This is a genomic window from Fontibacillus phaseoli (genome assembly GCF_003337355.1).
Taxonomy (GTDB): Bacteria; Bacillota; Bacilli; order Paenibacillales; family Paenibacillaceae; genus Fontibacillus; species Fontibacillus phaseoli.
In genome coordinates this window covers 132640-153902 of the sequence record NZ_QPJW01000002.1, presented here as the reverse complement: position 1 = coordinate 153902, position 21263 = coordinate 132640, and the positions used below count along the sequence as shown (strand labels likewise).

The window sequence follows — 21263 nt, the reverse complement described above, 5'->3', positions numbered from 1 at the left end:
AATGAATATGTCAGAACCTATTCTGCACTACTTTATTTATGGCATCTGTTTGGCAATATTCCTGTCCGGGGGACTCTATGTACGTGCTTTGCGCGCGGAAAGAAACACTTTAAGGGAATTGGTGTACCGGGATCCCGTGACCGGATTGCTGAACCGGAGCGGGTTTGACACATTCTGGTCGCAATACCGGGCCAAGGAGCGTCTAGCCTTGCTTAGTTTGGATCTGGACGGGTTCAAGGAAATCAACGACACTTACGGCCATGCGGCTGGCGACGAGCTGCTTAAGGAAGTAAGCCGGGATTTGAAGCAGATTACGAACAAAAACCAGCTCGCCTTTCGCATGGGTGGCGATGAATTTTTGTTTATCATGAAAAATTACGATCCGAGCCAGGTCGAAATTTTGGCCGGGTTAATCTTGAAAAAGATTAGCAGACCCTATTATATCCAGGACCGGGACATATCCATTACCGGCAGCATCGGCATCAGCATGTGCGAATACTCCGAAGCGGACCGGGCGCGCCTGCTGGAGGAGGCAGACAGCGCGATGTATCATGCCAAGCGGTTGGGCAAAAACGGGTACCACGTATTCCGGAAACGTGATTCCGTGATCTGAATACTCTGTAAGATAACCACACAAAAGTCCATATAGAAAATCACTTTATTATCGTTACTCCTTTTGGATAACATAGTAGAATGAAGGATATCATTCCAGAATTCAGATCACTTCAGGAGGATTCCCATGCCTATCTTTTTTGATGAAAACAATCACCGGTTCCACCTGCAATCGCAAAACTCCAGCTACATTATTCAATTGGTACGCGGGTATGCTGCCCATGTATATTACGGACCCAAACTCAGACAAGGCAGCAATTTGGACGGAATGCTGACTTTGCAGGAGCGTTCTTCATTTTGCCCAAACCCGCTCCCTGATGACAAAACCATCTCGCTTGACACGCTGCCTCAGGAATATCCGCAATATGGAACGAGCGATTTTCGCAGCCCTGCCTATCAGGTGAAGCTGGCCAACGGTACGCGGGCAACCGAACTTGTATATAAATCTCATAAAATCATGACCGGAAAGCCCGAACTTAGCGGTCTGCCGTCCGTATACGCGGAACGGGAAGACGAAGCCGAAACGCTTGAGTTGGAACTGGCCGATGAGTTGTCCGGAATGACAGTCATATTGAGGTATACGGTGTTTGCGGATTTCGACGCCATCGCCAGATCGACTCGATTCCTGAACGGAGGTAAGGAACCTTTGGAGCTGGAACGCGCTTTGAGCGCTTCCCTGGATTTTGCCGATTCCAATTACGATGTCTTATATTTATCGGGGGCTTGGGCCCGGGAACGTCATATTCAGAGAAGAAGGCTTGCTCCCGGCGTTACGGGGATCGGCAGCCGCAGAGGCTCCAGCTCGCACCAGCAAAATCCTTTCATTGCATTGCTTCGCCCGGATGCTAATGAGCGCCAAGGCGAAGTTTACGGTTTGAGCCTGGTGTATAGCGGCAATTTTACCGCTGAAGCGGAGGTCGAGCAGTTCGGCATGACCCGGCTTCAGATCGGCTTGAATCCCTTCGATTTCACATGGCATCTGGAGCCGGGAGAGGTTTTCCAAACGCCGGAAGCGGTGCTGGTTTACTCGAATGAAGGCCTTGGAGGCATGTCCCGGACTTATCATCGCTTATACCGGACACGGTTGTGCAGGGGACAGCATCGGGACCGGGAGCGTCCGATTTTAGTCAACAATTGGGAAGCTACTTATTTCGATTTCAATGCGGACAAAATCGAAGCTATTGCGAAAGCGGGCAGTGAACTGGGCATTGAGCTGTTTGTGCTGGATGACGGCTGGTTCGGCCGGCGCGACCGCGATGACAGCTCATTGGGGGATTGGTTTGAGGACCGCCGCAAGCTGCCGGGGGGACTGGAGGATCTGGCGCGCCGGGTGAAGGCAACCGGGCTGCAGTTCGGTCTCTGGGTCGAGCCGGAGATGGTATCGCCGGACAGCGATCTGTACCGCAGTCATCCGGACTGGTGTCTGCATGTCCCGGATCGCCGCCGGACGGAGGCGAGGGATCAACTGGTGCTGGATATGTCGAGAGCGGATGTGCGGAGATATCTATATGAGCGTTTGAGCGACATTTTCAGAACGGTTCCGATCTCCTATGTAAAATGGGACATGAACCGGAACATGACGGAAATCGGTTCGGCACTGATCCCTGGGGAACGGCAGAAGGAAATCGCGCACCGGTATATACTCGGACTGTACGAACTGTTGGAATGCCTTACGGGCGAGTTTCCCCACATTTTGTTCGAGAGCTGTTCGGGCGGCGGCGGCCGGTTTGATCCGGGCATGTTGTATTACATGCCGCAAACCTGGACGAGCGATGATACCGATGCGGTGGAACGGCTGAAGATCCAGTATGGAACCAGTCTTGTTTATCCTGTTTCTACGATGGGTGCGCATGTGTCGGCGGTGCCGAACCACCAAGTGGAACGGACGACCCCGCTTGCGTTCCGGGGCGATGTCGCCATGTCCGGGAATTTCGGGTACGAACTGGATTTGACCAAATTTACCGAAAGTGAACGAGAGATCGTCAAACAGCAAATCCAGGCTTACAAGGAGAATCGCGGTTTGGTTCAGCAGGGTGAGCTGTTCCGGCTTCTGAGTCCATTTGAAGGCAATGAAACCTCATGGATGTTTGTCAGTCCGGACCAGAATGAAGCGCTGTTGTTTTACTTCAAGGTGCTGGCGGAACCAAATGCGCCGCTCCGCAATGTGAAGCTGGCGGGACTCGATCCCGAGAAAGACTACACTCTGGAAGCGAGCGGCGAGATCTATGGCGGGGATCGTTTAATGACCCTGGGACTGCCGGTTTCCTGGCTCCGCGGCGATTTTGCAAGCATGTGGGTGCGACTGAAGGCTGTTTAAAGCGGATCATTGTTCTATGGATGACAATCACAAAAGAAAGAGCCCGGGAGCGTTTTCGAACAGTGCCAAAAACGTCTCCTGTACGCTATCCTCGGCTTCAGCCCAGGATCCTGTCAACCGGTAGGACAGGGCAGTCAGGTTCAGCTTGTTTTCATGCTAATATTGTTCCAAATCGGTCGTCACTCCGATGTACCTCCTCTATAGGTTTCGCAAATTACAAAAAATCGAATCGAGTCTGTTATTTAATATATTAAATGAAAAAGAGCCTTGTCCTGCGGAATCAGGACAAGGCTCTTTCGGCGTATTTAAAACTTAAAAATATGTATCGTTTTATGTAGTTGGAACACCGCGTTTTTCATGGCTTCGGTTTCATCGGCCATAGCTTGAATCGATATAATTTGTTCATTCATGGAAGCAGAAACCTGTTCGGTACCGGCCGCGGATTGTTGGGTAATCGCCGAAATGTTCTGGATGGACGAAGAGATGTTATGGGCGCTTTCCAGCATGGACTCGCTCTCTTCGGAAAAGGCGGAAATCTGTTCGGAAATATACTGAACGCTCTGCACAATTTGCTCGAAAATATGTTCCGCTTCGCGAATCATCGCATTTTGCTGGTGAACGACTTCCTCATTAATTTTTATATTTTGTCCAGCGAGCTTGACGTCTTGTTCAATGCCACGGACAAGATTGAAAACTTCCTTCGTCGATGAAGTCGATTCTTCGGCCAGTTTGCGTACTTCCTGGGCGACTACGGCAAATCCGGCGCCATGTTCACCGGCGCGGGCCGCTTCGATCGAAGCGTTTAACGACAATAAATTGGTTTGTTCGGCAATTTCGGAAATCGTTGCCGTAATCTTGGTGATGCCGCGTGCATTTTTTGCGAGAGCTTCGATCGATTCGGCAACTTTTCCGGTAGCTTCAATATTCCGGCGCATTCCGTCTGCCTGCATGGATACGGAGTCCCGGCCCTTTTCAACCAGACTAAGCATTTCGAGCGAACGATTGTTCATCTCTCGGGTGGAATCGGTATAGTTGCTTACTTTGTTCTCAATCTCGCCGATCGAGTCCTTCATGCCGCTAACGTCTTCGGAAATTTCATTGGCACCAAGTGCAAGCTCATTGGAGGAGTGGGCTACCTGGGTCATGACGTTGATGAGTTCCTGGTTCCGGTCGGCAATGCTTCGGCTGGAATCCATAACTTTACGGGTGATTTCCGATGTTTCCTGCAAGATTTTACGAAGCTTGTCAACCATGCTATTGAAGGACCGATTTAAATCCTCCATGCCCCCGGACTCCATGATTCGGCTGGTAAAATCCCCTTTGGCAATTTTTGCTGAAGCGTTGGTGATGTCGTCGAATGACCCTGTCAAGGCGCCTTGCAAATACCTTGTAAGAGGGTAAGTAAGCGCTGCCAGAACTACGATCAGAACAATGCCCACAAGCAATTTACCGACAATCGTGAATACAACGAGTGCGGGAATTGCAAAAAGCGCGGCCACAAGATAGCAAGCAGCAGTGATCTTCTTGGACAAAGGAAGCCTGTTGAACCATGACATAGGTATGATGCCCTCCTTGTAAATAGGATATTTATACCATCATTATAACATCGGCAAGGCAAAGGGGATAGGTCAAATAATACGGAGTAACAAGAATAATGCCGAATAATGCATGCAATGTAAAAAAATGAATATGCCCGATCAGGATTGGTGAGATTACCTACTGATCCCTAATAAACAACTTTCAAATGCTGAAGACTTATAAAAAAATTATAAATATATTCATCAAAGTGAGAGAAGGAAACCAAAGTGAACAACAATAGATCAAATACCAGGACGGTCTCTTTCAAAAGGTGGCCTATCGTTATGGCGCTTCTGATCGGGGCGTTCGTCTCGATTTTGAATCAAACCCTAATGAACGTGGCTTTGCCACACATGATGATGGACTTAGATGTTACAGAAACGACCATTCAATGGCTGGTTACCGGATTTATGCTCGTAAACGGGGTTCTAATTCCGGTGAGTGCCTATCTCATGGAGCGTTTCTCGACCCGAAAATTGTTTATTGCAGCTACCACATTGTTTGCCATAGGTACGCTCGTATGTGGTATCGGTTCCAATTTCGGAATAGTTTTGATCGGACGCCTGATACAGGCAGCGGGAGCGGGCGTGCTCATGCCGCTTATGACCGTAGTGTTCCTGACCATCTTCCCGATTGAAAAACGCGGCCAGGCGATGGGGACGATGGGGATCGCAATGATCTTTGCTCCGGCGGTGGGTCCTACATTATCCGGTTGGATTATTGAACATTATCCTTGGAATATGCTTTTCTGGATTGTTTTGCCTTTTTCCGTTCTTTCTATTATTTTGGGTTTTATATTTATGAAAAATGTAACGGAAGTAGCCCGTCCCAAACTTGATTATTTGTCTATAGTTATGTCGACTCTCGGCTTTGGCGGGGTTCTCTACGGATTTAGTGAGGCGGGGAGCGAAGGATGGGGCGCGACAGAGGTTGTCGTCAGCCTGATCGTCGGCGTGGCCGCACTAGCCTTGTTCCTCTTGCGTCAGTTGACGAGCAAGCATCCGATGCTGGAGTTTCGGGTGTTTAAGTACAACATGTTTTCCCTGACAACGATCATTAATGTTGTCGTAACGATGGCGATGTATGCCGCCATGATTTTACTTCCGATCTACTTGCAGACCATCCGCGGCTTTTCTCCGCTTGAATCGGGGCTTCTTCTTATGCCGGGCGCAATTCTGATGGGGATCATGTCGCCGATTACGGGGATCATCTTCGACAAAATCGGAGCCCGATGGTTGGCCGTCATCGGACTTGCCATCACGATCGTAACGACTTGGGAGTTCAGCATGCTTACGAACAGTACGACTTATAATCATCTGATCTTAATATACACCGCCCGGATGTTCGGGATGTCCATGCTGATGATGCCGATTCAGACAGCCGGTCTGAATCAGCTTCCGTCAAGGCTGAATGCCCACGGCACGGCCATGTCCAATACGCTGCGGACGATCGCCGGAGCGCTCGGTACAGCCCTGCTGGTGTCGATCATGTCATCCCAGACCAAGAGCCGGGTTACGGAAAGGGTCACTTTAGCCGGGATTAATCCGCAGGATCCCGCGAACATCGATGTGATGGCTCAAATAACGAAGGATGCGACAATTCATGGAATCGATTATGCCTTTGTTATCGCCACGGGCATTACGGCAGTCGCTTTCGTCCTCTCTTTTTTCATCAAGAAAGTAAAGATCAATCGGGAAGGATAGGGCGAAGAAGTGGAAATTAAGCCTGCGAAGGCTTAAGTACAGCGGGAAAAAAAAAACAAGCTAACGCAGCGGAAGGGAATATTGTTGCTTCAGCTTGTTTTTGAGGTTTACATAGATGGAGGACGGTCAAGCGCGGCATCTTCATTGGATTCAAGGCGTTCCGCTAAAAAGAAAGGCCGAGATTCATTGGAATAAATCCAATGAATCCCGGTCGATTTGGTATTTCTATCTTAATGGTGAATTAGCCCAGGGTTACGACAACTTTATGAACGCCGCCGTCGCCGAACGGTGCAATAATGTTACCTTCGACAGCTTTGCCGTCAACAGTCATGTTTCTCACGCCTTTGGATACATGATCCGGATTGTTGATTTGGATCACGTACGTGTCGCCGCGGAATACGCGGGTGATTTCAAAGCCGTCCCATGCCGCAGGAATACAAGGTTCAACCTTCAGGCCGGTAAAGTCCGCTTGAATTCCAAGGATCGCTTGCGTGATCGCTACATAGTTCCAGGCGGCCGTACCCGTCAGCCAGGAATTTTTCGCTTCCCCGTGACGAACCGCGTCTTTACCCGCAATCATTTGCGAATAAACGTAAGGTTCCATGCGGTGAACTTCACTGATGTCCTCCAGGTAAGCAGGAGCAATCTTCGAGTAGATTTCGAACGCTCTGTCGCCATGGCCGAGTACGGTTTCCCCGATCATGATCCACGGGTTATTGTGGCAGAAAATACCGGCATTTTCTTTGTATCCGGGCGGATACGTCGAAATTTCGCCCAAGTTCAGATAATACTTGGAATATGGAGGCTGCTGCAGCACGATACCGTATTTGGTGTCGAGTCTTTCCTTCACGGAAGTCATCGCTTTATCGGCAAGACCTTCTTCGACGCCGATGCCGGCCATGACGCACATGCCTTGCGGCTCGATGAAGATTTGGCCTTCTTCGTTTTCCTTGCTGCCGATCTTTTCGCCGTAGTGGTCGTAAGCGCGCAGGAACCAGTCGCCGTCAAAGCCGTGCTCGAGCGTGATGGCACTCATTTTATCCGCTTGGGATACGGCTTCGGCAGCTTCGTCGTCCAGGCCGCGCATCCGGCAAATTTCTGCAAAATCCGGGCTCACGTAGACGAACAGACCTGCGATGAAAACGGATTCCGCCGTGCCGCCAGCAATGTTCTCGGTTGTTTGGAAAGATTCGCCCGGCTCCTTGGAGAAGCAGTTCAGGTTGAGGCAGTCGTTCCAGTCCGCCCGGCCGATCAACGGCAAACCATGAGGTCCGAGATTGTGAATGACATGGTAGTAGGAACGTTTCAAATGCTCGAACAGGGTAGCCGTATTGTCCGGATTGCTGTCGAACGGAACTTGTTCGTCCAGAATGCTTACATCCCCGGTTTCTTTGATATAAGCAGCCGTTCCGAGGATCAGCCACAACGGATCATCGTTGAATCCGCTGCCGACTTCGTTATTGCCCTTTTTGGTCAGCGGTTGATACTGGTGATACGCGCTGCCGTCCTCAAATTGCGTAGCTGCGATATCGAGAATCCGTTCTTTGGCGCGTTCCGGAATTTGATGCACGAATCCGAGCAAATCCTGGTTCGAATCGCGGAAGCCCATGCCGCGGCCGATGCCGGACTCGAAATAGGAAGCGGAACGGGACATGTTAAACGTAACCATACATTGGTACGGATTCCAGATGTTGACCATCCGGTTCAGCTTGTCATCGCCGCTTTGGATTTGATATTTGGACAGCAGGCCTTCCCAGTAGGAAGCGAGTTCTTCCATAGCCCGGTCCACATCGGCGTCGGTAGCGAACTTCTCGATCATTGCTTGAGCCGGTTTCTTGTTGATTACGCTTGGAGCTTCCCATTTGTCTTCTTCGGCCACTTCAACATAACCAAGGATGAATACGAGGCTTTGTTCTTCGCCCGGCGCAAGGGTCAGCTTGACTTCATGCGATCCGATCGGGGACCAGCCGCTGGCCACGGAGTTGGTTGCTTTACCGGCTACGACGACTTGCGGTTCATGCAAACCGTTGTAAAGTCCGACGAAAGATTCGCGATCCGTATCGAAGCCGTCGATGTTCCGGTTGACGGAATAGAAGGCATAATGGTTTCTGCGTTCGCGGAATTCCGTTTTATGGTAGATGACGGAATCCTTAACTTCCACTTCACCGGTGCTGAGATTGCGTTGAAAATTCGTCATGTCGTCCTGGGCATTCCAGAGGCAGAACTCGGCAAAAGAGAAGAGGGAAACCGTCTTCGTAGCCGAGCTGGTATTTTTAACCGTCAAGCGGTGTACTTCGCCGTTGTAGCCCAGCGGAATGAAGGCGAGCTGGTTAACGGAAATTCCGCCGCGTTCGCCGGTGATCGAAGTATAGCCCAGACCATGGCGACACTCATAGAAGTCGAGATCGCGCTTCACAGGCATCCAGCCTGGTGTCCAGAAATCCTGATTGTCGTGATCACGAAGGTAGTAGTAACGTCCGCCCGTATCCAGCGGAATGTTGTTGTACCGATAGCGGGTCAAACGGCGCAAGCGTGCATCCCGGTAAAAGGTGTAGCCTCCGGCCGTGTTGGAAATCAGTCCGAAAAATTGTTCGTTACCCAGATAGTTAATCCACGGATAAGGGGTTTGTGGCGTGTTGATCACATATTCTTTGCGAACGTCGTCAAAATGTCCGAATTTCATGAATCATGTCTCTCCCTTCGATTATGAACGCGCGTTTATTGTGGTGAAAAGACAGCGCATCACCCTTCATAGGGAAGAGGCGTGTCTTTTTGCCGGAGCAGTTGCCGCTAATTCCCGGCTGGCTTGCACGAATCCCGGATCACAAGCCGGGCGGGAAAACTTACCGTGCTGAATGTCGGTTCTTCGGCATTGCAGAGGCCGATCACTTTTTCCACAGCCGCTTTGGCCATATCGTCGATCGGCAGCTTGACCGAAGTCAGCTTGGGACTGATTCGGGCGGCAAGTTGCACATCATCGAATCCGATGATCGAAAGCTGATCGGGTACGCTGATTCCATGTTCGGAGAACGCTTCCATTGCGGATATCGCCATGTCATCGTTCGAACTGAACAGAGCGGTAGGCAACTTGCCTCCCAATGCTAATCTCGCCGCCTCACGGTAGGCGGTTTCCTTAAGAAAGTCGCCTTCCAGAATAAAATCTTCCACCAGGGGCAAACCGTGTTTCTGCAGCGTGTTCTCGTAGGCCATGTTTCGTTCGCGGCCCGAAAAGGTGTTCATTCTACCCTTGATGATTCCGATTTCGCGGTGACCGAGTTGGATCAGGTACTCAATGGCTTCAACCGTTCCCTCATAGTCCATCGAGTTGATGACGGCCAGATGGTTTTTGTTGAGCCGCTCGGCCATAATCTCAGAGATGTCGTAGTCGATGAGAACGAGCGGAGCCTCCTGACTGACCAGTTCACGCACGAGCTCGATATCCTTTTGCGTGCCGACGAGAATGCCTCCGTCAATCCGCTTTTGCAGAAAAGCTTGCTTAATCTTTTGGAAATCCCCGGGCGAGTATACGGTATGAATAAGCACATAAAATCCGCGGGCGTTCGCCGTGTCGACGACAAGATCGACGATCGGGGCAAAGTAGCTGTTCTGGTAAATGCGGGTCGCGTTTTCCTTCTCGTTCATACTGATGGCGAACAGTCCGATCGTATCGGTCCGTTTGCCGGCCAGCGCTCTGGCGAAGCTGTTGGGCTCGTACTGGTACTGCTCGATCACTTGCAGCACTTTGGCCCGGGTCGCTTCGGGAACGTTGGAATAATTGTTGATGACGCGAGACACGGTACTGCGGGACACTCCGGCCAACTTGGCAATATCTTCACTGCGCATGTGGCTCCCTACTTTCTATAAACGCGCGTTTATACCCTTATTGTAGTAGATGCGCTTACGTAAATCAATTCTTAAATTTTGACTTATGTGATAGGAGTACGTTCAACCGTGATTCGGGGCAGTCTCCCCGAAAATAAAAAATCCCGGAGCCGCTAGGGCGCCGGGATCCATGAACCAGATGTCATTTTGCAGTGTTGTCCGGCTCCAAATATCGCTCGATCAAATGGATCGCTTTATCCTTGTTATCCGAACCGATGCGTACCGTGATGATCATATCCTGCATGGCGAGAGGCAATTGCTTCGCAAGTGGGCTGTCGGTCACCCGGATGCCGTAGACATGATCCTCGGTCTCTTCCTCGGCTCGTCCCTCTTTGATGGAATTCTCGCCAAGCAGCGGCTTCAGTACACCGTTTGCTTCCGAGTCCAGCTTTTCCAAAACTCCGCCTCCACCAAGCCAATCAAAAGAATTCTCATCCAAAATATACACATCCGGCTTTTCGGTGGCAACCATTGCCATAGCCTTTTGCTGATAGGCTAGATCAGCTGTGCCGACACCTTCACCTTGAGACGGCAAATATGTAAGAATGACTTTCAGTCGCTTCCATTCCGGAAACTGGGCAGTCATGGCTTTTTCAAGGCCTTCGTCTCCGCCTTGATTTTGATCCGACATATAATTGCCTACAAACATAATCGATAAATCGATCGGAGGCAAGGCAGCCAGGCGTTTCTGTTCTTCACGGTGATTGATAAAGGAGGTGATTCCAACCACCAACGCAATGACGGCAATAATTCCGATAATGACCTTCGTTTTGTGAAGCCGGAAAAAATCGTCGACTTTCTCGGCGTTTCCGGCCAATTTTCCCCATTTGCCGTAACGTTCCCGGCTCATTTCATCGATTTTGCTGCGTTCTTCAAACTCAACGATCGTTTTGTAGGCTTTAAGTTGAAGATCGTACTGACTTTCTTCCGATTCACCATCACCCTGTTCATTCGGTCGCCGCGAACGGGATCTTCTAAGCAGCAGATCGAAAGCTTTCTCCACTTCCTCTCTGGAAGCGTTCTCGGGAAGACCCAACAGTTCATAAGCTCTTTTCAAATCGTCCATCGCTAATCTCCTCTAATTATGTGTGCAATTACTCCATTTTTGTTCTATAAATGATATGGAAAGTGACTCTTTCATTTATTATACTTTGTATTTGTAACGAAAGGAAATAGAGTCGAATAATGCAGACACGAGAGAAGAGAGCAGTGTGCCAAGAGACGTCGGTCCCTTGGCAATGAAGGATGTTAAAGGCATGGAGAAATTATTGTACCCGCCGCATGAACAGGATCACGTTATGCCAGTATCCGGTGTCCAGGGGACTGATTTGCACGCCGGGTTCTCCCCAAGTGTGAATGAACTTCCCATCGCCGATATAGATGCCGACATGTCCTGGAATTTTGTCGTTTTCGAATCGGCCGGGAACCGTGAAGAAGATCAAATCGCCGGTTTGCAGGTTGGATCTTTCAACCGTTGTACCCACCTTTGCCTGATCCTTGGCCAAACGGGGAAGACTGATCCCGAAGCGTTTGAATACATGGCGGGTAAAGGAAGAGCAGTCGAACTTTTTGGACTGTTCGTAAGTCGATGCTCCGAAATCGTAAGGGGTGCCGAGAAACTGTTTCGCGAAAGAGATCAGTTCGTCCCGGTTCCCCGAAAGGCTGAGGATGCTCATCCGTTTCACGCCAGCGGCTTGCTGCGGGTTGTTCTCCGCCTGGCCTTCGTCATTGCCAAGCGGAGCGATTTGCAGATTGCCGGTTCTGCGATCAAGCTTAACATCAGTCTGCAGGAGATCGCCAAGGGCATCTTCAGTCAAGCAAGTTTGTCCGTTTTGGCGGATCGGAGCTTGGGATAACGAGATTTGTTTTCCGAAGGAGACGGCGCCTCTTTGACTAGGCTCGACTTGAAACATGACATCGGTAAATCCCATTCTGGCCATATTGCCGGTTTCCTGCAGACGCAGACCAAGCGAGTCGGCAACTTGGGCTAGCGGAATCCAGGAGGTTTGCGCATGGTCTCCGCCCGGCCCGGTTTGGATCAGCGGATTTTCCGAAGGCGGGGCGGACTTGACGGAAGGTCCCGACTGCCCGGACTGCCCGTTTCCGCAGGCTGCGAAGGTGACCAGCAAAAGCCCCGACAATATCGGGAGCGTGGCCCTTTTCCAAATCGTATTGCGCATGTTTAATCGCACTCCATTCATGTAGGTTACAGGTTCTTGGCTCAAGAAATTCAGTGGCTTGGGAACTGCATATTTTGAGTATGTAAAAGTACGGACTTTTTATGTATGCCGGTGGTCTTTTCCCGGAATTCCCTGAAATCTACGTTTTGCCGCAGGTCAAAGACAGGTATGAAGTAGAATGGAACATAGTAGAGTCATGAGGAGTGTGTCATCATCGTGTGGGGCAGCTTAAATCTGAAACAGAGTACGCACCGTAAAGAATCCGTACATCGCAGAAATTTGACGATAGCTACAGTGGAAGGAATCCCGTCCGTAATTTTCCAAACGTTGATCGGAGGACAGTTTTTAACGGGATTTTTGCTGTATTTGGGCGCAACTTCCGGCCAACTGGGTTTTGTGCTTGCGATTACGACATTTGTCAATATCGGGCAGCTTTTCGTAGCCTTTTTCATTCAAAAAATCCGCAGCCGAAAATGGGCCTTCGTGATCTTCGGCACAATTCAGAGGTTATTATGGGGTGCAACCGGGTTGGCGCCGTTATTGTTTCCCGAGCGCTATTGGGTGGCTGCGTATCTCGGGTTCTATGTAGCCGCATTTATGTTTAATACGGTAGTGGCGATGCTATGGAGTTCGCTAATCAGCGATATAGTACCATCAAGGGTCAGGGGAAGATATTTTGGAATCCGCAATACATTGGTAAACGGCCTGGGAACCTTATTTTTGTTTTTAGGGGGGATGTTGCTCGACCAGTTTCCCGGCGGACAGGGCTTCTTGTATTTATACATCGTGGTCTGGATTTGCATCGGGGCCAATATCGTAACGTTTTTCTTTTATCCGGACCTGCCTTTCGAACGTTCGGGGGAGAGCAAATTTATTCCGATGCTTCAGAAGCCGTTGAAAGACGGTTCCTTTATAAAATCCACAGGGTTTATCGCCGGATTCCTTTTTTTGCAAAATCTTGTCGTACCGCTGTATTCCTACGTAATGCTCGAATTGCTTGATATTAATTATAAGACGATTTCGCTGCTGAACGTAACGCAAACCTTGTTCATGATGGGTAGCTTCTATGTATGGGGCAACTTGAACGCAAGGTACAGCAATCGGCGTTTGCTGTGGTGGACGATGCCGCTCATTGCGTTGGCGATACTGTCGTGGGGTCTGCTTTCGGCATTTCCGGTGCTTCCCGTTTTGTTTTTTGCACATGCGGCTTTTGGGATCGGGTTAGGCGGATTTAATCAACTTGCCTTCAATTTCATGATCGGGGATACCCCGAAGGCGGAAAGGCCGATGTACATGGCGATGTATTCTGCCATCACGGGAGTAGCTTCCTTTTTCGGTCCGCTGATCGGAGGGAAAATGTATGAATGGATAAGTGATTGGCCGGAATGGATGCAGGTGTTCGGCATGCAGTTGGCCGTCGGCGTATTGATGATCCTTCTGGCGATGACCCTGGGCCGGAAAATATTGAGGGACGAGTAATCGGGCTTTCGTCCTGTGACTGGAAAGGGTGACTTTTGAACCTGCATTTTGTATAATCCATACCAGGTTGTTCAAGCAAGAAAAGGTTTGAAGGGAGATATGAGAGATGACACAAATCAAAGCCTATGAAGGCATGTTTCAAGGAGAACCAGCAGTCTTTCTGCAAGCTGGAAAATATGAGGCTGTCATGCTTCCAGGCGTCGGAGGCAACCTGATTTCTTTCCGCGATACCGAAAGCGGTTACCGCATTCTCCGCGAGCCGGCGGAGGGAGAAATGGAAGCCTTCAGGAATAACCCTGGAGTATACGGGATTCCGGTACTGTTCCCGCCTAACCGTTATGAGGACGGGCTGTTCCCTTGGAAAGGGGAGGTCTACCGTTTTCCGGTGAATGAAGAAGCGACCGGCAATCACTTGCACGGATTTCTGCATAAGGCGAATTGGCAGGTAGAGGATTATGGACAAAGTAAGCTGGAGAGCTACGTCACGGTTAAAGCCGTAGTCGATGAACATCATGAAGCTTATCAATATCTTCCTTTCCGCTTCACAGTGAGACTGAAATATACGCTGAGTGAAAATGGACTATCCCAGCACTTGTTCGTTCGTAACGACGGCGATAAGGAAATGCCTTGCCTGCTGGCGTTCCATACCGCTGTCAATGCTCCGTTCGCGCCTGAGAGCGAAGCTAGGGATTATAAGGTAAAGCTCACGATCGGTGAGCGCTGGCAATTGAGCGACCGCATGCTGCCAACCGGATCCTATCAGCCGTTGACCAAAGAGGAGTTGCAATTGAAGGGAGAAGGGCTATATCCGTTCTATGCGTCTATGGATAATCACTATACGGCGGTACCGCAAAACGGCAGAAACCGGATGGAACTGACCGATGAGAAGCTTGGCGCAACCTTGGTTTATGACGTGGGAACTTCCTACAAGCAATGGATGATCTGGAACAATGGAGCGACGGAAGGATTCTTTTGTCCCGAGCCGCAAATCAATCTCGTGAACGCTCCGAAAGTGAACCTGCCTGAAGATGAAATCGGCCTGTTCGGCCTGGCCCCCGGCGAAATCTGGGAAGAAACGGCCCGCTTTTATTTGAAATAGTAATACCGATTAACTGAAAAAGCAGCCTGTTCCCTTATTGAGGAACCGGCTGCTTTCTCTTTCTAAGCGGATGACGCTAGACGACCTGATTGACCTCCTCTGCCCCGCGGCGGCTTGCAGGAAGCAGGCGTTTAATCTGTTCCAGGTTTCTTCTCGGAACGTTGATCGTCTTGATCCCGTGGATTTCATCACGGAACATGACCACATTGTTGCGGATTTCCGAAATTTTGAACAGATTGACGTAGCAATTGGTGCTGATACGGTAAAAAGAAGAGTCCGATATCAGTTTGGAGGTTTGTTCCGCAGAGAATCTCTGTTTTATGCTGTAATTTCTACCGTGGAAGCAAACTAGTTCGTGGGCTCCGATTTTAAAGAAATAGGCATCGTGCGGATTGAGATCGTACACGTCCTTTTTCTCCGGTCCGACATTCATCATTCCAAATTCCCCCTTTAGAAGATGTTGTGGAAGCGCTTGCAGTATACCATATTTTTACCGTTTTGTGTAGGGGATCTATTTAAATTTTTAAGAAAGATGGGATGGGCGGACTGGACTTTTGGGCGGGATTAGGGAAAAATAAAGAAAAGTAATGTTTTTTATTTAAGTTGAACTATTGAAATAGATGTGAGCAAGTACCTTCGGAATCATTTTACTCCCTTGCAGGCATCCTATTCAAAAGTTCATCTTATATAATTAAAACAAAAAGGAGGCAATTATTCTTGTCAGAAGCAAAAGAGCGTTTGCTGCTGTTTATCGGTTCCTACGCCGAACCGGCGGACACCGGAGTTTATGTATATGAATTGGATGAAAGCACGGGTGAATTCGCCTCTCTGGATGCCGCATCGGGTTTGAAAAATCCGACGTTTGTAAGCGTAAATGCACGTAGTGGTAAACTTTATGCCATCTCGGAAGCGAAAAGTGAAGATGGGGGAAGATCCGGAGAAGCGGTGTCTTTTTCCATCGATGCTGCTGCAGGAAGTCTGACGGAAATTAACCGGATCAGAACGATCCGGCCTTCAACGTCGCATATTCAAATTGATCATGAATTTAAGTTTTTGGCAGTATCCGGTTACCATGGAGGGAACGTGGGGCTGATCAAACTCGCAGCCGACGGAGTGCTGCTTGAACTATCGGATGAACAGCAGCATGAGGGACATGGAGCAGACCCTGTAAGACAGGATCGTCCGCACCCTCACTCTGCTCTGTTCAGTCCGGATAATCGGCATATGCTGGTCGCCGATCTGGGGCTGGATCTGGTGCGCACCTATGCCGTGGATACGGAAAACGGTACATTACAGCCGGTGGGCGATGCCATGACACCGCCCGGATCGGGCCCGCGTCATCTGGCCTTTCATCCCGGAGGGAAATTTATATATTCGATTAACGAAGTCGGAAATTCAATAACGTCCTTCCAGTACGATGTGGAGAGCGGCCGATTGACCCCGATGGAGACGCTGTCGACTTTGCCGGATGACTTTGAAGGAGAAAATACGACTGCGGAAATAGCGATTTCCCGGGACGGGATGTTTCTTTACGGGTCAAACCGCGGCCATGACAGCATCGTTCAATTCGGCATTCATCCGGAATCCGGGAGATTGTCTTATGTGGAGCATGTGTCGACCGAAGGCGGCCACCCTCGACATTTCGCCCTTACTCCGTCCGGAAATCATTTAATTGTCGCTAATCGAGATTCGAACAATCTGGTTTTGTTCCGGGTAGATCGCGAAAACGGCAGATTGCAGTCCACCGGCCAAACAGCTACCGTCTCCAAGCCGGTTTGCGTGAAACCGGTATTGTGTAGGTTTTAAGTAGGCAGTTTTTATTAAAATTAAGCTTCCTTGAATAGACCGGAAAGGCGGATTCCTTCCCAAAGTTCCTGGAACTGGGGAATGTTGAGCTGCTGGGCGGCGTCGGACAAGGCTACTTGCGGTTCGGGGTGAACTTCCACCATGATCCCGTCGGCACCGGCGGCCAGAGCCGCTTTGGCGCAAGGGAGCAAGATGTCCTTCCGGCCCGTCGAGTGACTGACATCCACGAGCACCGGGAGATGGGTCTCCTGTTTCAGCAGCGGTACTGCTGAAATGTCCAGCGTGTTGCGCGTCCATTTTTCATAAGTGCGGATGCCGCGTTCGATCAGCATGACTCTTGAATTTCCGTTTACGGCAATATATTCAGCAGCGTGAACGAACTCCTCCAGCGTAGCGGCGATCCCTCGCTTCAACAGCACGGGGATGTTTGCTTCCCCTGCGGCTTTTAACAGTTCGAAATTTTGCATGTTGCGGGCACCGATTTGAATGACGTCGATATATTGCTCCGCGAGTTCGATATGTGCGGGATGAACAATTTCGCTAATCGTGGCCAGCCCGAATTCGGCCGCAACTTCCTTGAGCATTTTCAAGCCTTCAATGCCAAGACCCTGAAAATCGTAAGGCGATGTTCTCGGTTTAAAGGCGCCGCCGCGCATCACCTTGACTCCTGCATCCTTTAAGGCGGAAGCGACGGTCCGCAGCTGCTCATAAGATTCCACGGAGCAAGGTCCCGCGATCATGACTTGGGAACCTCCGCCGACCGGAGTGCCAAGCACATCGATTACGGTATTTTCGGGCTGTTTTTTTCGGCTGACAAGCAGTTGCTGTTTATGATCTTCCTCTTGAAGATTCAAAGAAGCTTTGAAGATCTCCTTGAAAATGTGCTTGACCTCTGCGTCCTTGAAAGGTCCAGGATTTTGCCGGGTCAATTCTTCGAGCATCGCTCTTTCCCGTACGGGATCGAATTTCGGCACTCCTTGTTTGTCTTTGATTTCTCCGATACTCCGTACGATTTCGGCGCGTTTGTTTAACAGCTTTAGAAGTTCATGATTGATGCCGTCCAATTGTTCTCTTAATTCCTCCAAAGGTTGACTCATGTTACTTTCACTCCTTTTATTTTTTGATTTAAATGCTGACCGATGATGTACTCAACTGGATCAAAAAACGTGTTTGCCAACCGTAAACGCAGAAAAGGCTGCCTATCAAGGGACGGGGTTACCGCGGTACCACCCTTGTTAGACAACCTTCTGGTTTCTCAGCTTAGACACGGATAACGGTGTGCGGCCGGAGTTCCCTACTAGCCGGCAAACGGCTGTTCAGGAATCGACTCGGGAGCGAACTTCGGCGGCGCGGCTCCAGCGGGGTGCTCTCAGTCTCCGGCACCACCGTCCCTGTTTGGACGCATTCGCTTACTTTTCTCCGTCATAGTCCTTCGGAATGATTATTACGTAATTTATTCGAGATTATATGCCTGGAAATTTAAATTGGCAAGAACTTACACACCAGTGAAGAAACCTTAAAGCGTTGATGCGGTAAAGTGATTGGGAGCGGCCTGATGTGCGGGTGCGGTATTGCAAAAAAAGAGACCATGCCTGCTGACTTGCTTTTCTTACTCCGGCTCGCTTAAGATGAATTCATAGGTTTTATCGAAGTCTATTTATGAGGGAGCAGGTTGCGTATAATGACGTTTTTTAAAGAACTGTTTCAAATTCCGGGTTTCCGCAGGGTGCTTGCTCTGTTATTTGTTGTTTTGGTGCTTTATTATTCGCGAAGTATGCTCAATATGATACTTATAACTTTCATCCTTACTTATCTCATCAATCGTCTGCACAATTTCATCACCCGGAATGTGGATAAGGTCGTCCGCATTAACCGAAAAATTACGATTCTACTGATTTACGTCGCGATGATTACGCTGCTGGTAGCCGCAATTTATTACTACCTGCCCGTATTTATTGCCGAATTGACGGATTTGGTAAACCAGGTCATATCATTCTATGACAATCCGCCGAGCGATCTGCCCGACAATCTGATATTGAATTTCCTTGTGGAGTCTCTCAAAGATATCGATCTTTCCGCTTACATAGACAGCGGGTTTAACTTCTTGATCAGTACGATCTCAGATATCGGCAAATGGAGCCTCAATTTGTTCGTAGCCATTATACTTAGCCTTTTCTTTTTGCTTGAAAAAGAGAAGGTCACCAATTTCACTTCGAAATTCAAAGCCAGCCGGGCGTCCATCCTGTTTCTTGAATTGGAGTACTTCGGCAAAAAGTTCGTTCAATCGTTCGGAAAAGTAATCGAAGTCCAATTTTTGATCGCCTTGGTTAATGCCGTGCTTTCTACGATTTTCTTGTGGATCTTCGGTTTTCCGAATTTGATCGCGCTGGGTATCATGATCTTTTTACTGGGCCTCATTCCGGTCATGGGCGTTATTTTTTCCCTGATCCCGCTTTGCGCGATCGCCTTCAAAATCGGCGGGTTCATCAAAATCGTCTACGTTTTAATTATGATCGCCGTGGTTCATGCGGTTGAAACGTATTTCCTGAATCCGAAATTCATGTCTAACAAGACTCATTTGCCGATCTTCTATACGTTTATGATCTTGCTCGTATCGGAGCATTTCTTTGGAGTGTGGGGGTTGATCGTAGGTGTGCCTATCTTCATGTTTCTGCTCGATATCCTGGAGGTCCCTACCGGAACCGGGAAGCGGCTTCCGCCGCCTGCAAGCGATAGTTAAATCATCGCCTTATACAGCATAGATTTCATAGGATTGGCTAAAACGGAGGAACCGCCGCAATTGGGGATTCCTCCGTCTTTTTGCTTCCGGGGCAATGGTTTGCTCAGGGGTTAGCCGAGGGCTTAACCCAATGGATCTGGTTGTTCTGGTAATCCAGGGCCGGATGACCGGAATGGTTATCTTTCCAGGTGCGGTGAATGACCCTTTTGAATTTTTCCGGCAAAATAGCTTTCAGCCTGGATGCTTTTTCAGCATCTATTTTGTTCTCCGCGACAGCTTTGTCGATGTTGCGCGAAGCGGTATCAGTCAGCTTTTTGAGATATTCTTCTTCGCTCCAGCCTTTGCGGACCTGTGCGATTTGCAGCAACGTTTTGCCTTGTTTTAACTGCTCCATGATGTCTTTAGGCTCCATTCCGAGCAGGTCTGCCGTATCTTTTACGATATGTCCGCCATGAAGATGGCGAAAGGGAGGATGCGGATGCCGGGGATGCGGGTTTTTGGATTCCGGAGTCGCCGTTTTTTGCACGGCATGCGGAGTATCCGCGTAGACGTGTCCTACTGCTGCAGGGACCAAAGTTAGGATCAAGACCAGCCCGGTTACTGCGGCAAGACCTTTCAGTTGATTCATAGACTTTTTCCACCTCTTCGTTTAGAATAATTTGGGCCTTACAATGATATATTGTTGACAAAATGAGCGAAATCATTTCAATTCGGGTAAAAATGACATGAGAGAGAAGTAACAGGAGGAATTTGTTGTGACGTTTGGCGCTAGAATGTTGAAGACAGGACTGGCTGTTACTTTGGCATTATACGTGGTAAGTTGGTTTGACCTATCCCCACCGGTCATCGCGGCGGTAGCATCGATCTTTGCCATGCAGCCTTCCATCTACAGGTCCTGGAGATATTTACTGGACCAACTGCAAACCAACACGCTGGGCGCCATTTTAGCCATGTTGGGCGGAATGCTGTTTTCTAATGAACCCATCGCCGTCGGACTGGTATGTATTCTTGTAATTATGATTTGTCTTAAATTGAAAATGGGCGATACGATCGGAATTACGCTCGTTACGGTCGTTTCCGTCATGGAAGCGTCCGGGCAATGGGAATTTGCGCTGAATCGGTTCTCGCTCAGTTTGGTGGGGATCGTCTCGGCGTTCGTGATCAATATTTTGGTGTTCCCGCCGAAGCCGAGAGTGCAGTATATTCACCAAATCCGGCAGACTTTTGACCAGTTGTCCCTGCTGATGAGGACCGCCATCTCGGACGAGATCAAGGAGGCGGTGTTCCGGAGCGAAAAGCGCAAGCTTGAAGATACGATCAACTCGCTGGTCGATAAATACAAGCTGATGGAAGAAGACCAGAAAAAACTCAAGACGCCAAAGTTCAGCGAGAGTCGGCAACTCGTAGTATATAAACAGATGCTAAAAACGTTAAGGAAAGGCTACGAGGTACTGGATGCGGTGGAGCAGCATTATTTTCAGGCGGTGCGTACGCCGGAATTGAATCACGAATTTGATCAGCAATTGGAGAAGCTTATCAAATTTCACGAACATATCATGCTGAAGTTTGACGACAAATTAAAGCCGAACTTTCTGGAAGCCGAGCAATTTGAACATGACAATGACGAGTTTCTGCGCGGAATGCTGGACCGGTATGCTGCGCAACGGGAAGGGGTTCTTCGTCTGTCGATCGTATCTGCGGAGATGTATGAATACGGACATCAATTGGAGCGTTTAAACCGTTTGGCAGATCATAGCCAGGCATCCGGGGAAGCTTAGACATTAAAAAAAGTCCTGCCTAACGGCGGGACTTTCGTATTAGATGGTTATATTCTATATTGACATGCAGAGAAAAAAGATGAGCAAGT

General features: G+C 49.3%; 17 protein-coding genes. 8 read left to right on the top strand and 9 right to left on the bottom strand.

Annotated elements, in window-relative coordinates; genetic code table 11:
• The first annotated feature begins 7 nt into the window (after window positions 1–7).
• Together DFP94_RS08085 and DFP94_RS08080 are read left to right on the top strand one after the other, a co-directional pair.
• Complete coding sequence (locus DFP94_RS08085) at window positions 8–613, top strand: GGDEF domain-containing protein (protein ID WP_245954616.1); 606 nt, start codon at window positions 8–10, stop codon at window positions 611–613.
• 126 nt (window positions 614–739) lie between these two features.
• Window positions 740–2929, top strand: a complete 2190-nt coding sequence (locus DFP94_RS08080) for an alpha-galactosidase (RefSeq protein WP_114495969.1) — start codon at window positions 740–742, stop codon at window positions 2927–2929.
• 27 nt (window positions 2930–2956) lie between these two features.
• Here DFP94_RS08080 and DFP94_RS08075 read toward each other — a convergent pair whose 3' ends face one another.
• Together DFP94_RS08075 and DFP94_RS08070 are read right to left on the bottom strand one after the other, a co-directional pair.
• Window positions 2957–3058 carry a sigma factor gene (locus DFP94_RS08075; protein WP_281269478.1) on the bottom strand — a complete coding sequence of 34 codons (102 nt, stop codon included), beginning with the start codon at window positions 3056–3058 and terminating at the stop codon, window positions 2957–2959.
• Window positions 3059–3234: 176 nt separating this feature from the next.
• Window positions 3235–4485 (bottom strand): methyl-accepting chemotaxis protein, encoded by a 1251-nt coding sequence (locus tag DFP94_RS08070; protein ID WP_114495967.1) that lies wholly within the window; start codon window positions 4483–4485, stop codon window positions 3235–3237.
• A 306-nt stretch (window positions 4486–4791) separates the two neighbouring features.
• Between DFP94_RS08070 and DFP94_RS08065 the strand changes: the two genes are divergently transcribed.
• Entirely contained in the window at window positions 4792–6210 is a 1419-nt protein-coding gene (locus DFP94_RS08065; RefSeq protein ID WP_245954610.1) for a DHA2 family efflux MFS transporter permease subunit, read from the top strand.
• Between the two features lie 241 nt (window positions 6211–6451).
• Here the strand turns inward: DFP94_RS08065 and DFP94_RS08060 are convergent, their stop codons facing one another.
• The 4 genes from DFP94_RS08060 to DFP94_RS08045 form a co-directional block, all read right to left on the bottom strand.
• The gene (locus DFP94_RS08060) at window positions 6452–8893 is read right to left on the bottom strand and encodes a glycoside hydrolase family 94 protein (protein WP_114495965.1); all 2442 of its coding nucleotides are present in this window, start codon (window positions 8891–8893) and stop codon (window positions 6452–6454) included.
• 107 nt (window positions 8894–9000) lie between these two features.
• Window positions 9001–10053: a LacI family DNA-binding transcriptional regulator gene (locus DFP94_RS08055; RefSeq protein ID WP_114495964.1), complete on the bottom strand. Its 1053-nt coding sequence runs from the start codon at window positions 10051–10053 to the stop codon at window positions 9001–9003.
• 181 nt (window positions 10054–10234) lie between these two features.
• Window positions 10235–11158, bottom strand: coding sequence for a molecular chaperone DnaJ (locus tag DFP94_RS08050; RefSeq protein WP_114495963.1), 924 nt, complete (start codon window positions 11156–11158; stop codon window positions 10235–10237).
• A gap of 199 nt (window positions 11159–11357) precedes the next feature.
• On the bottom strand, window positions 11358–12272 hold the full coding sequence (locus tag DFP94_RS08045) for a C40 family peptidase (protein WP_114495962.1): 915 nt from the start codon (window positions 12270–12272) through the stop codon (window positions 11358–11360).
• A gap of 216 nt (window positions 12273–12488) precedes the next feature.
• Here DFP94_RS08045 and DFP94_RS08040 point away from each other — a divergent pair, with 216 nt between their 5' ends.
• Together DFP94_RS08040 and DFP94_RS08035 are read left to right on the top strand one after the other, a co-directional pair.
• Window positions 12489–13751 (top strand): MFS transporter, encoded by a 1263-nt coding sequence (locus DFP94_RS08040; RefSeq protein WP_114495961.1) that lies wholly within the window; start codon window positions 12489–12491, stop codon window positions 13749–13751.
• A 106-nt stretch (window positions 13752–13857) separates the two neighbouring features.
• On the top strand, window positions 13858–14850 hold the full coding sequence (locus tag DFP94_RS08035) for an aldose 1-epimerase (RefSeq protein WP_114495960.1): 993 nt from the start codon (window positions 13858–13860) through the stop codon (window positions 14848–14850).
• Between the two features lie 76 nt (window positions 14851–14926).
• On the opposite strand, the gene DFP94_RS08030 is transcribed toward DFP94_RS08035, so the two are convergent.
• Window positions 14927–15286 carry a LytTR family transcriptional regulator DNA-binding domain-containing protein gene (locus DFP94_RS08030; protein WP_114495959.1) on the bottom strand — a complete coding sequence of 120 codons (360 nt, stop codon included), beginning with the start codon at window positions 15284–15286 and terminating at the stop codon, window positions 14927–14929.
• Between the two features lie 281 nt (window positions 15287–15567).
• Here DFP94_RS08030 and DFP94_RS08025 point away from each other — a divergent pair, with 281 nt between their 5' ends.
• Window positions 15568–16656 carry a lactonase family protein gene (locus DFP94_RS08025; protein WP_114495958.1) on the top strand — a complete coding sequence of 363 codons (1089 nt, stop codon included), beginning with the start codon at window positions 15568–15570 and terminating at the stop codon, window positions 16654–16656.
• Window positions 16657–16676: 20 nt separating this feature from the next.
• Here DFP94_RS08025 and DFP94_RS08020 read toward each other — a convergent pair whose 3' ends face one another.
• Window positions 16677–17753 carry a bifunctional 3-deoxy-7-phosphoheptulonate synthase/chorismate mutase gene (locus DFP94_RS08020; protein WP_114495957.1) on the bottom strand — a complete coding sequence of 359 codons (1077 nt, stop codon included), beginning with the start codon at window positions 17751–17753 and terminating at the stop codon, window positions 16677–16679.
• A 584-nt stretch (window positions 17754–18337) separates the two neighbouring features.
• On the opposite strand from DFP94_RS08020, the gene DFP94_RS08015 reads away from it, so the two are divergent.
• Window positions 18338–19396, top strand: a complete 1059-nt coding sequence (locus DFP94_RS08015) for an AI-2E family transporter (protein WP_114495956.1) — start codon at window positions 18338–18340, stop codon at window positions 19394–19396.
• Window positions 19397–19499: 103 nt separating this feature from the next.
• On the opposite strand, the gene DFP94_RS08010 is transcribed toward DFP94_RS08015, so the two are convergent.
• Window positions 19500–20024 (bottom strand): hypothetical protein, encoded by a 525-nt coding sequence (locus tag DFP94_RS08010; protein ID WP_114495955.1) that lies wholly within the window; start codon window positions 20022–20024, stop codon window positions 19500–19502.
• Between the two features lie 127 nt (window positions 20025–20151).
• Between DFP94_RS08010 and DFP94_RS08005 the strand changes: the two genes are divergently transcribed.
• Window positions 20152–21174, top strand: coding sequence for an FUSC family protein (locus DFP94_RS08005; RefSeq protein ID WP_114495954.1), 1023 nt, complete (start codon window positions 20152–20154; stop codon window positions 21172–21174).
• Window positions 21175–21263 lie beyond the last annotated feature (89 nt).

Coding starts and splice junctions, on each gene's coding strand:
- DFP94_RS08085 (WP_245954616.1), top strand. CDS start 8: ATGTCAGAACCTATTCTGCACTACTTTATTTATGGCATCTGTTTGGCA.
- DFP94_RS08080 (WP_114495969.1), top strand. CDS start 740: ATGCCTATCTTTTTTGATGAAAACAATCACCGGTTCCACCTGCAATCG.
- DFP94_RS08070 (WP_114495967.1), bottom strand. CDS start 4,485: ATGTCATGGTTCAACAGGCTTCCTTTGTCCAAGAAGATCACTGCTGCT.
- DFP94_RS08065 (WP_245954610.1), top strand. CDS start 4,792: ATGGCGCTTCTGATCGGGGCGTTCGTCTCGATTTTGAATCAAACCCTA.
- DFP94_RS08060 (WP_114495965.1), bottom strand. CDS start 8,893: ATGAAATTCGGACATTTTGACGACGTTCGCAAAGAATATGTGATCAAC.
- DFP94_RS08055 (WP_114495964.1), bottom strand. CDS start 10,053: ATGCGCAGTGAAGATATTGCCAAGTTGGCCGGAGTGTCCCGCAGTACC.
- DFP94_RS08050 (WP_114495963.1), bottom strand. CDS start 11,158: ATGGACGATTTGAAAAGAGCTTATGAACTGTTGGGTCTTCCCGAGAAC.
- DFP94_RS08045 (WP_114495962.1), bottom strand. CDS start 12,272: ATGCGCAATACGATTTGGAAAAGGGCCACGCTCCCGATATTGTCGGGG.
- DFP94_RS08035 (WP_114495960.1), top strand. CDS start 13,858: ATGACACAAATCAAAGCCTATGAAGGCATGTTTCAAGGAGAACCAGCA.
- DFP94_RS08030 (WP_114495959.1), bottom strand. CDS start 15,286: ATGATGAATGTCGGACCGGAGAAAAAGGACGTGTACGATCTCAATCCG.
- DFP94_RS08020 (WP_114495957.1), bottom strand. CDS start 17,753: ATGAGTCAACCTTTGGAGGAATTAAGAGAACAATTGGACGGCATCAAT.
- DFP94_RS08015 (WP_114495956.1), top strand. CDS start 18,338: ATGACGTTTTTTAAAGAACTGTTTCAAATTCCGGGTTTCCGCAGGGTG.
- DFP94_RS08010 (WP_114495955.1), bottom strand. CDS start 20,024: ATGAATCAACTGAAAGGTCTTGCCGCAGTAACCGGGCTGGTCTTGATC.